Genomic DNA, 13,500 nt, shown 5'->3' with positions numbered 1-13,500 from the left:
TTGAATAGCTATGAAAGAAATCATCCTGACTCTCCGTGAGCATCATCCAGCAAAAGAAGGATTGAAACGAGGCTTCGTATCGTTCTTCGAGTGTTACTACGTACCTCCGTGAGCATCATCCAGCAAAAGAAGGATTGAAACTTTTAAAAATGCCCGGAAGTCACGGTTTGAAAAACGTCTCCGTGAGCATCATCCAGCAAAAGAAGGATTGAAACAGGCATTGGCGACCGTCGTAACGATGTGCGACAGGGCTCCGTGAGCATCATCCAGCAAAAGAAGGATTGAAACACCAGCTTGGTAATCGGGATTTTGTGGAACTTATCTCCTCCGTGAGCATCATCCAGCAAAAGAAGGATTGAAACATTGAGTTTTTCAGCATCTGATTGGTAGCTCCGTACCTCCGTGAGCATCATCCAGCAAAAGAAGGATTGAAACCCGGAGTAAGTACGATGATCTGCAACCATTATCAGAACTCCGTGAGCATCATCCAGCAAAAGAAGGATTGAAACTACCGGATTTGTATACCCACGATTGTCCGTTTCCCACTCCGTGAGCATCATCCAGCAAAAGAAGGATTGAAACACTGTATTCTTGTTTGCCTGTGAGTTAAGTACGGGAGTCTCCGTGAGCATCATCCAGCAAAAGAAGGATTGAAACTGGAAGAAATGGAATTACTGAAAGAGCTGTTAGTTGTACTCCGTGAGCATCATCCAGCAAAAGAAGGATTGAAACTGAGGCTCGTTGAGGATGTCGAGCCGGTTTTCGACGCTCCGTGAGCATCATCCAGCAAAAGAAGGATTGAAACCCGGAGTAAGTACGATGATCTGCAACCATTATCAGAACTCCGTGAGCATCATCCAGCAAAAGAAGGATTGAAACTACCGGATTTGTATACCCACGATTGTCCGTTTCCCACTCCGTGAGCATCATCCAGCAAAAGAAGGATTGAAACACTGTATTCTTGTTTGCCTGTGAGTTAAGTACGGGAGTCTCCGTGAGCATCATCCAGCAAAAGAAGGATTGAAACTGGAAGAAATGGAATTACTGAAAGAGCTGTTAGTTGTACTCCGTGAGCATCATCCAGCAAAAGAAGGATTGAAACTGATTTCAGAAATGATTCAAGCCAGGCGGCTGACCGCTCTCCGTGAGCATCATCCAGCAAAAGAAGGATTGAAACCGCCCTGATTACTTTCTGCTTGTCGCTGCCACGATAGCTCCGTGAGCATCATCCAGCAAAAGAAGGATTGAAACGGAATAATTACCGACGGGAGCCGGTCGGCGTCCGGCGTCTCTCCGTGAGCATCATCCAGCAAAAGAAGGATTGAAACAGTTTTGGTAGCCCTTTCGCTAAGGCATGAACAAAGCTCCGTGAGCATCATCCAGCAAAAGAAGGATTGAAACTGCGGCTCGTTGAGGATGTCGAGCCGGTTTTCGACGCTCCGTGAGCATCATCCAGCAAAAGAAGGATTGAAACGCGCCTGGGTCACCATGGGCACCTCGCAGTTCAGCTCTCCGTGAGCATCATCCAGCAAAAGAAGGATTGAAACTTCTTAAACTGTACCACTGCTACTTCTAAATCGACACTCCGTGAGCATCATCCAGCAAAAGAAGGATTGAAACCGACCGCCAACGGTGGCAAACCGGCGGAATTCTTCGCTCCGTGAGCATCATCCAGCAAAAGAAGGATTGAAACATCGCACCTAGAAAGTACAGAGAATAAGACACTTATCTCCGTGAGCATCATCCAGCAAAAGAAGGATTGAAACAATATCTGAACAACGAAACCGAGATTTTCCGGCCGTCTCCGTGAGCATCATCCAGCAAAAGAAGGATTGAAACGATTTATGCCGAGGATGGTACTGGTACCGCAAAGGGCTCCGTGAGCATCATCCAGCAAAAGAAGGATTGAAACAAAGCTCTTCAAATGCATTGTAAAGCCGTTCTGAAACTCCGTGAGCATCATCCAGCAAAAGAAGGATTGAAACCGACAAGTGGATACATTGGAAAGCCATTCGCCATGAGCTCCGTGAGCATCATCCAGCAAAAGAAGGATTGAAACGAGCCTTAAACGGTCTGGATTGGCATGCGTATAGACTCCGTGAGCATCATCCAGCAAAAGAAGGATTGAAACCATACCTACTCGGTATTTTACCGCGTGTTCTCCAGACTCCGTGAGCATCATCCAGCAAAAGAAGGATTGAAACCCTCTGAGCCCGTTACGTCGATGGTTCATTATGTAACCGTGAGCATCATCCAGCAAAAGAAGGATTGAAACTAAATTCGCAACTAACGTCACCGGAACATCAAGCAACTCCGTGAGCATCATCCAGCAAAAGAAGGATTGAAACCGGAAGTCTCCCGAATTTCCTGTATCATTAAATAAACTCCGTGAGCATCATCCAGCAAAAGAAGGATTGAAACTTGACACCTCGCAATCGTGATAAGTTGCGTTAAGCTTACTCCGTGAGCATCATCCAGCAAAAGAAGGATTGAAACTTGACTATTTGCAGCTAATACAATTAGAGGCCGGTGCTCCGTGAGCATCATCCAGCAAAAGAAGGATTGAAACTTGTTGGGATTCATTGAGGGCACGTTGTTTGAATTGCTCCGTGAGCATCATCCAGCAAAAGAAGGATTGAAACTGGGCGCTTTTTGGCTACGGGGTCTCAGAACACATCCTCCGTGAGCATCATCCAGCAAAAGAAGGATTGAAACGAAATGTTCTGCCTGAACGATAAGGGCGAGGTTGTTTCTCCGTGAGCATCATCCAGCAAAAGAAGGATTGAAACTCTATTTCCCTTACCGGAAAAACTGGGCGTTTCCGGCTCCGTGAGCATCATCCAGCAAAAGAAGGATTGACGTCGTAAAGAACGGCTTCGGGCATAAAAAAAGAAGAGCGGGTTAGGCTCTTCTTTCATCTGCGTTATATCCTGCCGCACTACGGGCACTGCTTCACGACCGTTACTGTCTGTACCGCATTCGTTGTGCCGCAAACCGTTGTGTAGTGCACATAAAAGGTATAGTTGCCCGGTTTCAGTGCGTTCGGTGCGGTGACGCTGTAGGTGCCTGGCTGCCGGTACACACTACTGAAGACATACCCGTTCGGTCCGGTGAAGATAAACGATGTACCGGTTGCGGCACCCTTCAGCTTAACTGGACATGCCGACTCATCCGCGCTGACACTGTTGATCGTAGCGGGCGGTGGCAATACGTTGGCGGCAACTACCACCGAACCGGTGACGGTTGTGCTACACTGACCAATGGTACAGGTTGCCGTAATGTACGACGTTTCAGCCCCTGCGGTGAGTGTTATCGTATTGCCTTCGGTGCCGTTTGGCCAGCGGACAGTACCGCCCGTACAGCCCGTAGCCTGAAGGGTAACGGCCTGACCGGCACAGACCGTTTTCGAACTGATGCTAACAACAGGCATCGATAAATCCTGCGTGAGCTGGATCGGGGCGCTGGCGGCCGTACAACCCGCTGCTGCGGTTACCGTTACCGAATACGGCCCCGCCTGATTAGTGCCTGTCGTGCTGACAACAATGCTTTGGGTGGTTTCGCCGGTTGACCAGCGCAGGGCTGTTTCCGATGTCCGGGCTGTCAGCGTCAGGCTAGGTACGGTACAGGTCAGTACGCTGCTGCTGGCGATAATTGTTACATCCGGCTGGTTTACATGCAGGGAGAAGCCGGTTGAGGTCAGGCTGCCGCAGCTTCCTGTTACTACAACCGAATACGTACCGGTGCTGGCGGTGGTGACATCGGGCAGGGAAAGGGTAGCGGCCGTCGCCGATGCATGGCCGGTCAGGACTGCGCCGTTATGATACCACTGATAGCTCAGGTTGTTTTTACCCGTTGCCGGCGATCCTGTTGCACTGACCATGACTGTAACGGTCGCACCCGTACAAACGACTGAGCTGGCTACAGGTTGCTGCGTAAGGCCCGCCGACTGATTGACCGACAGGCTGAAGACGGTTGACGTTACACTGTTACAGGCTCCTGTAACGACCAGCGTGTAGGTGCCGGCATCGGCTGTCTGGATGCCCGAAAACGATAAGGTTGCCGTTGTCTGGCTGGCTACCGGTGTTGCAGAGCCGTCTTTGTACCAGCGATAGGTGGTTGTTGGTTCTCCGCCGGTGACACTGACCGGAATCGAAAAGTTAGTGCCTGCGCAAACAACCGACGACTCTGCCGGTCCGGCGGTAATACCAACCGGCGCGCCGACAGCTGTGGTAAACTCATAGGCGCCCATATCAATAGCTGTCCCTATAATCCGCTGGTTTCCGGCTACATCGGTTGTCAGGGGGGCGGCCGCCGTGAACAGAGCCGAATTGCCGGTGTTGACCGCCGGGGAACAGGCCGGTACACGGAGGTCATCGGTAGCCGGGCTGGTAAATTGCGGATCCGTGTTTTTGTTCCCTCCCGCATCCGTAAACGAAGCGCCCGATTCGGCAAGGCTGTTTTTCAGGCTGATACTGCCCTCGAAGGTCGTAGCCGGGGTGCCATTACCCCAGAAGATACTGTTGCCGGCCGATACGCCGGTGCCCGATACGGCTGCGCCCGTTATCGCACTGTTGCTGCTGACACTGGTATTCAGGAGCGTTAAGGTATTGGGCGAAGTTGCATAGATGGCTCCGCCGCTGGTCGAGGCCCGGTTCCGGCTGTAGAGGCTGTTGATGGCCAGAAAGGCCCCGCCGTTTGTATAATGACCGCCACCGGTGTTGAGGCTGTTGTTGCCGGTAATCGTACTGCTCTGAACCAGACCAGCCGCCGCATAGAGACCACCGCCATCATTGGCCTGGTTTTGGCTGACAACAGACCGGACAAGCGTCAGAGAGTTGTTGCTGTAAATACCGCCGCCCTGTGAGGAGGTTTGATTCTGGCTGATGGTACTGCTGGTAATGACAGGATTATTGCCATAAACTCCGCCTCCCGGTGAACCCACAGCCGTGTTCTGAGAGACGTCGCAGTTTGTTATATAGGTCGTGCCGAACGAATTTATACCGCCGCCCGGGCCATTTGATACCTGGTTCTGCCGTACCCGCGAATTGGTGATGGTAAAATTAGCAACGGACGAATATATACCGCCACCTGAATATTGTGATTTGTTTCCTTCGATGATGACATCGGCTAAGAGAAAGCTGCTCCCGCCAGATGTATTAATGCCGCCGCCGGGGAAGCCACTGCTGTTCTGGCTAATGGTTGTGCTCTGAATAGAGATAATATTAGCAGACGACATGTTGATGCCGCCACCAGTGTTGCCGGCCGTATTCTGGCTGATGTCACTGCCGGTAATGGTGACATTGCCCATCACCCGCAACCCGCCTCCGCCGCTTGATGCAGCCGTGTTCTGCCTGAACCGGCTATTGGATGCGCTGAATTCAGATCCTGAATGATAGATACCTGCTCCTTCTGAGGCTGTATTTTGCGAAAAGCTGCAGTTTGTTATCCGGACAGACCCGTTGAGGGAAAAGCCGCCTCCCGGACTACCTGCCCGATTCTGTGTAAACTGCGAATTACTGACGGTAATGGTATTGCTGCTACTGCCGCCTACATAAATACCACCTCCTTCGGAAATAGCCTGATTGTTCGTCACAAGCAGGTTGTCGAACGTAAACCGGGCGTTTGATGCTGAAAAATACAACCCGCCGCCCGAACCAGAGCTGTTGATCTGGTTGTGAGTAATGGTGGTGTTACTGACAGAAGCAACCGTCAGCGAACTTCCGGTACTGTAAATGCCCGCGCCACCGAACGGGGCCGTATTCTGACTGATCGTACAATCGGTTATGTAGACATCACCGGGAACAGTAGCCGCTCCACCGATGGCTCCGCTGCTGTTTTGTGTAAACTGTGTGCTTACGGCCGAAAAGGAGCCTTTATTGTTGATGTGCACACCGGCACTGTTACTGATAGCCTTATTCTGTGCTATGATACAGTTCGAAAAGGATACAGGCCCATCGGTGTATATCGCGCCCCAGGTGCCCTGGTGTTGCCGGAACTGCGTATTGGTGGCGACGATGGTATTGCTCGATGCATTGGCGTAAATGCCGCCAGGTTGGTTAGCCTGTATCAGGCTGTTTTCCAGACGGAACATGGCGCTTCCTGTAGCCGAATAAATACCACCGGCAGGTGCGCCCGACGTTGCATTCTGGCCGATGGTACTGCTGACGGCCTGGAAGGCTGACGTTGCATTGAAGTACACACCACCGCCCTGTGCACTGGACGTATTCTGAGAAATATCGGTGCCGGTGAGATAAACGGGGCCGTTGGCGTAAATGCCGCCGCCATTGATACCGGTATTGCCAATAATCCGGCTGTTATTCAGCGTCACCGTAGTGCTTTGGGCGGCGTAAATTCCACCCCCGTGATTACCGGACTGAGCAGCCTGATTGCCGCTGATCAGGAGGTTGGTTAGTTGGGGGGTACCTCCGTTCAGGTATATGCCACCGCCTTGTCCGCGGCCACCGGTAATGACCACGCCGTCGAGCTGCGTAGCCGCGGAGGCATTCTCAAATGTAACAACTGAATTGCTGTTACCATTGATCTGGTTGTCGTTATTAATATCACCTGAGAACGTCGTGCTGCTTGGTTCATCCGTAACCGGATTGACGGCCGGCCGGTCACTGATTGATGTCGGGTAAAGAACCCCGCCAATAGGACCGTTATCGATGGTAGTATTAATGACAAAACCGCCATAGACTTTAGTCCCCGACGGAATCCGGAAGCTGGCCGCTTGATCGGTCGCTGTCGTTGTTGGTTTATAAAGTCCACTGGCCACCCATATTTCGGAGGCTGGCCCGCCGCAGGGGCTGACGTAAGTGAGTGCGCTCTGGAGACTGGTGAAGGCATCCGGCCAGCTGAGGCCGTTGTTTGCGCCCGTAGCCTTAGGATTTACATGAAGACGCCCTGGTACCGTGACGGTAACACCACCGACAGCTATTCCTGTCTGGTCATTTACGGTGACCGAAAAGTCTACGGCACCGGGAATATTACCCATTACTGCCGTTACACTGGACTGATCAGTCGGGCTGGTAAAGGTTGCTGAGCCTATCGATGTGGGAGAAATACCCCATGAGAATCCGTAACCTCCGGTCATGCCGGCGGCATTAGCTGTTAATACCACCGTCTGGCCCGGGCAGGCAACGCTGGCTGAGGTGGTCACGCTGAGAATAGACGGCTCTACGTTTGCAGATGGCTGTTCTGATATCGTTCTTGATCGTAAGGCAGGTACGCCACGTTTGACTATTCCCGGACCATGTGCCGGTGCCTTGTCATTGGCTGGCCGGGCAACCGTTGCCAGGCAGAGCAGCAGCAGACTGCATAGCATGGTTAGCTGGTTAAATCTGATAGCAGACAAAAGATAGCCCTGTCTGCCGTGTGGTACTGGTTTCTGCATTTTTGTTGGGTCTAAACGTTAAGATTTCTGTCAATCGTCAGGCCTGTTCAGCCCGCTGCAATTGCGTGATGAAATCTCCGGTCACCCCAACAAAAAGTAACTACCCCTCTGGGTAGTTTTCAGGAAACAGGCGGGTAGTTTTTGTGCCTGAAACGTAGTTTTTGTTGATAAATGGGTGGTTTTAGCTGAAGATGCGGCATTAAATGCATATTCGGACAGCTCAGTCTACTGGAAATGTATACTAATTTCTGCATATAAAAGACGGGCTTCCTTTACCATTTTCCGGTTTTTTTTGTTAATTAGGAAAGTGCAATAAAATCCTTTAAAAAGAAAGATAACCTTACCTGACATATGAAAGCTATCTGGAATAACAAAGTGCTTGCCGAAAGCAATGAGACCGTTGTTGTCGAAGGAAATCATTACTTCCCGGCAGACGCTGTTAATGCCGATTATCTGAAAACAAGCCGTACGCATACGACCTGCCCCTGGAAGGGCATAGCCTCCTATTACACGTTGACTATTGACGGGAAGACAAACCCCGATGCGGCCTGGTTTTATCCGGACCCTAAACCCGCTGCCGAGCAGATCCGTAACCGCATCGCCTTCTGGAAAGGTGTGCAGGTGGTTGATTAATGTAAAATGGACAATGTATACTGGTAATTTGCAGACACGCAGCTGCAGCTACAGTATTCATTGTCCATTTTATATTCGTTAAAAGTCGATTTTGTAGTAGAAGACCGGTAAAAAACCGAGCTGGTATTCCTGCCTGATAAAAGACCCGTCGGGCTGCGGGGCGTAGCTCAGCGTCAGTACGTTTTGTATGCCCAATACATTGACCAGGTCGACAGCAATCGTATGGGTAACGCTCCGGCGGTTATTTTTATAATCCAGCTTTACGTCAAAGCGGCGGTAGGGTGCAAACTGAAGGGTGTTCCGGGTGGCATCGGCATACACAATTTCCTGAGCCGCCTGCGAAGCCTGCTGATCGACAGGACCGTACCAGCGTCCGCCAACGGCGGTATATTTTGCACCGACATTCAGGCTGTTTCTTCGTTTTTCGTTCCGGCTGAGTACAAATTCCCTGGCTACCAGCGCATTGAATGCATACCGGCCGTTGAAGTCGGAGTTGCGTAATACGCCGTCGGAGCCTTTATATTTGGCGTCGAACAGCGAGCCGGTCACCAGAAAATAGTAGCCGTCGCTGAAGAATTTCTCCACGGTCAGCTCGGCGCCGTAATTCCGGCCGGTCCCGGTGTTGAGCAGCTCACGGGGAAAAATCCGGGAGAAGGCGGCACCGGTATTCAGAATCGAAAACGAACTCCGGATTTTTTCAACCGGTACGTTAAACAAGTACTGATAATAGGCTTCCAGTTTCATCCGCATGTTGCGGCCCAGCAGCCGGTCATAGGCCGCGACATAATGCCAGCTTTTGGTCAGACCCATCCCTTGATTCCGGGCGAGCAACGGGCCGGTTGTCGACGACGACCACAGCGGGATTGTCTTGTAGAAATAGGCGTAAGCCGGCTGTATCTGGCTGTGCAGGCCAGCCGCGATACTGATTTTCTGCCGGTTCGGCAGTTCCTGTACCAACCCGATCCTCGGCTCAACCGGCGAAAAACTGGTATTGTTCAGGGAGAAGTACGTACTGGTCAGGCCGGCACTGAGTGTCAGTTTTTCGGTCAGGTTCGACCGCCACTGCACATAGGGCTGAAGCAGGATCGCTGAGGTTTCGGTACTCCAGCGGGTACGCCACGGCTGAATCTGGGGCGTTGTGTTGGGTGGCGTAACCACCACGCGGGTGCTGTCGTGGAAGCTGAAAAAATACTGATCGGCGTTAAGGCCTGCTTTCAGGATGTTGCGCGGGTTGATTTTATGGTTGACGGAAACTGAGGCGGATCCCTTGTTTTCCTTAAACAGATAATCCAGAATCGGTACTTTCTGATCAATCACGTACCGGTTGTTTTGCACCAGGGGCTTGCCGTCGGCACCGTTCCGGATAAACAGATAGTCGTGGCTGGCATCCTGTACGTTGCCTGAAGCCGCCAGGGTAGCCTTCAGAAACGTTTTGCGGTTCAGGGCTTTATCATAGGTGATGCCGGTCACAAACATAGTGGAGGTATAATACTGGTCACGATCATTCTGGCCGAATATGTTCCGGTCAGAAACCTCCTGCTCACTGATCAGGATATCGATGGTGCTCGTGCCGCCAAAGCCCCAGAGCGCAATCCGGCCGGCATCTTTACCGGTCCGGGTCTTTACCGGAAAATGAAGCCGGAACGACGCATCCTGGTATGACGGAACAGCCTGCGTACCGATATCAATGCCGGCTTTACTGAACAGCCAGAGATTGGCATAGCGATAGGTGACAAGATAGGAAGAACCGGCTTTTTTAGACAGCGGTCCTTCCAGCAAGCCTTCGGTGCCGAGGAAACCGAATTGCAGCGAGCGCTGGTGTTTTTCGTTATTGCCGTTCCGCAGCTTCAGGTCGAAGACCCCCGCAATCCCGTTTCCGAATTCGGCGGGAAAGGCACCGGTGAAAAAGTCTGAGTTGGTCAGGGTGTTGTTCCGGATAATGCTGACAGGCCCGCCCGTTGTCCCGGGAATGGCAAAATGGTTGGGGTTGGGAATGGTAATGCCTTCGACGCGCCACAAAACACCGCCCGGTGAGTTACCGCGAATGACGATGTCGTTACGGGAGTCATCGGCGCCCTGCACCCCGGCAAAATTAGAGGCCATCCGGGCCGGTTCGCCACGGCTCCCGGCATAGCGGTCGGCTTCGTCGACGGTAAACTGACGGGCAGAGACGATGGCCATTTCATTGCGGGCATCACCGGTGCGCCGGGCCTTTACCGTTACGGTGGCCAGTTCGTTAATCGCTTCCTCCAGTTCGATGTCAAGAATCGTTTCGCGCCCTGCATCAACGATGATGTTGTTAAGCAAGGCATCCTTGTAGCCGACAACCGAAACCTTGACGGTACGGCGGCCAACCGGTACACCCGTAATCCGGTAACGACCGAGGGTATCTGCCACGGCGCCAGGAGGTTGGTTGCCCGTATCGATGATGAGAATAGTTGCGCCGGTCAGCGGATATTTAGACTCTTTGTCAATGATGCGGCCACGAACATTTTGTGTGGGTTGCGCCACCAGGGTATAGCTCACTACTAAAAGGAGAGCCGCTAAATAATGTTTCATTTCCTGCGTTTCGTGGAAAAGGACAATTCTAATAAATTCCTGTTTATTGAAAACCAATAACTAACAGAGCTGCTATATTAATTCATGTGCAGAAAAGGACCATATAGTTATTGAATAATAAAATTCAGAAAAAAAATACTACAGAATAGCTGATAATCAGTCTGCTTTTCGTTACCATCGAAAAAACTAGTAAAAAAACGTGAATCACAGCGTTACCTACACCAGGAATGCAGGTCTTAATGACACAAAAACGAAATTATGTACACTATGCTGTACGGATATCAACCTCATGAATTACCGTCTTCGGCCACACAAAAAGCGCTGGTTGATTTCAGACAGGAATTTGACGAACTGTGCCGCCGGCATGGAGTAGAGAATTACTTGTTTAAATTTGACTGGGTCTGCCCCGATACCGGCCGATACTATGAACCGATTGCCATTAAGGCAGAAGATATTGAAGGAGCCTATGGCATGGTTGAACAGCTCTTTTCGGATATCAGTGACTGGGCTGATACTATTAATCCGTGTGCAGAACACGATATAAACGATCGTTCAAATTAACGAAAAGGGTTTGTACCTTAGCAGGTATGATCCATGTTCGCCACCTGAGTAAGCAGTTTGGTAAGCAGACTGCTGTCAACGACGTTTCATTTGAAGTAGCCAAAGGCAATAATCTGGTCTTATTAGGAACGAGTGGTTGCGGTAAAACAACCACCCTGAAGATGATAAACCGGCTGATTGAGCCTTCCGGCGGTGAGATTGCGATTAACGGGGTTAACGTCAGACAGCAGGATGGCCCGACTTTGCGCCGCACCATTGGGTATGTGGTGCAGGAGTCGGGCTTATTTCCGCATTACACTGTCGCTGATAATATAGCCGTTGTTCCCAATCTGCTGAACTGGTCTGCGGATCAGATCCGTGAACGGATCCTCGAACTGATGCAGACGCTGCGGCTTCCGGAAACCCTGTTAAACCGATATCCGGACGAACTCAGCGGCGGGCAGCGCCAGCGTATCGGACTGGCAAGGGCTCTCGCCGTTCGGCCACCTGTTGTCTTGATGGATGAGCCGTTTGGAGCCCTCGACCCTTATACCCGCCGCCACATCCGGCGAGAACTCTTCGAACTCGATGAGCTCCGGCAAACAACAGTTGTACTCGTTACGCATGACGTACAGGAAGCCCTCGAAATAGCTGATCAGATTGTCTTGATGGACAAAGGGAAAATTGTTCAGGCCGGCACACCGGATGATTTCCGGCTCCGCCCCGCCAATGACTTTGTCCGCGACTTTTTAGGCTAAATCCGCTGATTAAAGAATAGCTTCTATTTGTTACCTGTTTGTAAATAGTGTGTAGAAAAAAGGTTGAACGCCCGTTTTCTTCGTATATTACTGCCGTTACAAGGTTCTCTACTCGGCAGTTATGAAAATTACACGAATCAACAGCTTGTTGATATCGGCTTTTGCGCTGGTGGTTATTCTGCTTATTTCCATTACCTGGTTATCCTGGGAATCCAACCAGAGGCAGCAGCGTGATGATGAATGGGTGCTGCACACCTATGAAGTGATATCACAGATTGAGGGCGTCTTCTCTTTGTCGCGCGACGGCCAGATTGATGCCCGTAATTATGCGACAACAGGTAACGCTTCTTACCTTACTTCGTTTGAACAAATCCGGAAAACATTACCACTCAGACTCGATAGTCTGGAGCAGATGATGCCCCCGGGCTCCATTCAGTACCGGAAATTACAGGCTTTACGGCCCTTACTCTTACAACGGCTCGGGCTCAATCAGCAGCTGGTAGAAAAAGTCCGGCAGGGCCGTGTGACACCGGTAGCCGCCGAAGCCATGCTGACGCAGGGACGCGTCATTCTGAACAAAGCCCGTCCGGCAGTGGCAGAGCTGGTTGGTATCGAGCGTCAGTTGATTGTAGAGCGGAAAGCCTTAGCCTTGTCAACCCACCGGAATACGCAGCGGTTGATTATCATGTCGGCCCTGGCCTCGCTCTGCCTCATCGGTATTGTGTTTCTGATGCTGCGCCGCGAACTGCTGCAACGGGTAAAGAACGAGCAAAAACTGCGGTTATATGAAGTCAGTCTGCAGGAGCAGCTGGTAAATGAACAAAGCCAGAACCAGCACCTCGAAGAACTGAATCAGGCCCTTCGCCTGTCGAATGACAACCTGGAACAGTTTGCCTATGCCGCTTCCCATGATCTGCAGGAACCCCTGCGGAAGATTCAGGCTTTTGGTAATCTCCTGCGCGATCAGTACGGACAGTCGCTTGGCGAAGAGGGCACCGACCTCCTGCTCCGGATGGAAGCCGCCGCCTCACGGATGCAGTCGCTGATCCGTGATTTATTGACGTACTCCCGCATTACCACCCATGCCGGTCAGAGCCAGCGGATTGTTCTGAACCAGCTCATGAATCAGGTACTGAACGATCTGGAATGGTCGACAGAGCAGCACGAAGCCACCGTGCGTGTCGGCGAACTGCCGGTGATCGACGGTTTTCCGCACCAGATGAGTCAACTCTTTCAGAATCTGATCAATAACTCGTTGAAGTTCAGGAAAAAAGATGAAAAACCGGAAATCAGCATCAACAGCCGGCCCCTGGCCCCGCACGAACACCAAAGCTGGATGAACGGGCATGCCGATCAATATGTCTGCATCGAGGTCAAAGACAATGGGATCGGCTTTGAACCAAAATACAGTGACCGGATTTTCCAGTTGTTTCAACGCTTGCATGGCCGTGATAAATACCCCGGCACCGGCGTAGGACTCGCACTTTGTAAAAAAGTAGTCGAAAACCATAAAGGCCAGATCAGAGCCGTCGGGGAGCCGCAGAAAGGGGCTGCCTTCCTGATTTACCTGCCTGTTGCCTGATGGTTGCTAAGTATACGATATGGGTAAATATTTTT

At 51.3% G+C, this 13,500-nt stretch carries 6 protein-coding genes and 1 CRISPR repeat array (1 of these 7 running past the window's edge); of the genes, 4 read left to right on the top strand and 2 right to left on the bottom strand.

Features of this window, described 5'->3' with window-relative positions; genetic code table 11:
* Positions 1–2,862: direct repeats of the CRISPR family, unit length 37 nt; unit sequence CTCCGTGAGCATCATCCAGCAAAAGAAGGATTGAAAC (it extends 5,217 nt beyond the left edge of the window).
* A 76-nt stretch (positions 2,863–2,938) separates the two neighbouring features.
* On the bottom strand, positions 2,939–7,324 hold the full coding sequence (locus BLX24_RS15985) for a beta strand repeat-containing protein (protein ID WP_071504178.1): 4,386 nt from the start codon (positions 7,322–7,324) through the stop codon (positions 2,939–2,941).
* A 420-nt stretch (positions 7,325–7,744) separates the two neighbouring features.
* Here BLX24_RS15985 and BLX24_RS15980 point away from each other — a divergent pair, with 420 nt between their 5' ends.
* Positions 7,745–8,026 (top strand): DUF427 domain-containing protein, encoded by a 282-nt coding sequence (locus BLX24_RS15980; RefSeq protein ID WP_071504177.1) that lies wholly within the window; start codon positions 7,745–7,747, stop codon positions 8,024–8,026.
* Between the two features lie 78 nt (positions 8,027–8,104).
* Here the strand turns inward: BLX24_RS15980 and BLX24_RS15975 are convergent, their stop codons facing one another.
* On the bottom strand, positions 8,105–10,585 hold the full coding sequence (locus tag BLX24_RS15975) for a TonB-dependent receptor (protein ID WP_071504345.1): 2,481 nt from the start codon (positions 10,583–10,585) through the stop codon (positions 8,105–8,107).
* A 267-nt stretch (positions 10,586–10,852) separates the two neighbouring features.
* Here BLX24_RS15975 and BLX24_RS15970 point away from each other — a divergent pair, with 267 nt between their 5' ends.
* From BLX24_RS15970 to BLX24_RS15960, 3 genes are all read left to right on the top strand, one after another.
* Complete coding sequence (locus BLX24_RS15970; protein WP_071504176.1) at positions 10,853–11,146, top strand: hypothetical protein; 294 nt, start codon at positions 10,853–10,855, stop codon at positions 11,144–11,146.
* Between the two features lie 26 nt (positions 11,147–11,172).
* Complete coding sequence (locus BLX24_RS15965; RefSeq protein WP_071504175.1) at positions 11,173–11,883, top strand: ABC transporter ATP-binding protein; 711 nt, start codon at positions 11,173–11,175, stop codon at positions 11,881–11,883.
* A 121-nt stretch (positions 11,884–12,004) separates the two neighbouring features.
* Positions 12,005–13,465, top strand: coding sequence for a sensor histidine kinase (locus BLX24_RS15960; protein ID WP_071504174.1), 1,461 nt, complete (start codon positions 12,005–12,007; stop codon positions 13,463–13,465).
* Positions 13,466–13,500: the final 35 nt, after the last annotated feature.

This window comes from Arsenicibacter rosenii, assembly GCF_001870735.1.
GTDB lineage: Bacteria > Bacteroidota > Bacteroidia > Cytophagales > Spirosomataceae > Arsenicibacter > Arsenicibacter rosenii.
Note: the sequence above shows the minus strand (reverse complement) of the source record. Positions and strands in the feature narration are given on the sequence as shown.

Bases quoted from the DNA above. Each gene is read 5' to 3' on its own strand.
- BLX24_RS15985 (WP_071504178.1), bottom strand. From the start codon at position 7,324: ATGCTATGCAGTCTGCTGCTGCTCTGCCTGGCAACGGTTGCCCGGCCA.
- BLX24_RS15980 (WP_071504177.1), top strand. From the start codon at position 7,745: ATGAAAGCTATCTGGAATAACAAAGTGCTTGCCGAAAGCAATGAGACC.
- BLX24_RS15975 (WP_071504345.1), bottom strand. From the start codon at position 10,585: ATGAAACATTATTTAGCGGCTCTCCTTTTAGTAGTGAGCTATACCCTG.
- BLX24_RS15970 (WP_071504176.1), top strand. From the start codon at position 10,853: ATGCTGTACGGATATCAACCTCATGAATTACCGTCTTCGGCCACACAA.
- BLX24_RS15965 (WP_071504175.1), top strand. From the start codon at position 11,173: ATGATCCATGTTCGCCACCTGAGTAAGCAGTTTGGTAAGCAGACTGCT.
- BLX24_RS15960 (WP_071504174.1), top strand. From the start codon at position 12,005: ATGAAAATTACACGAATCAACAGCTTGTTGATATCGGCTTTTGCGCTG.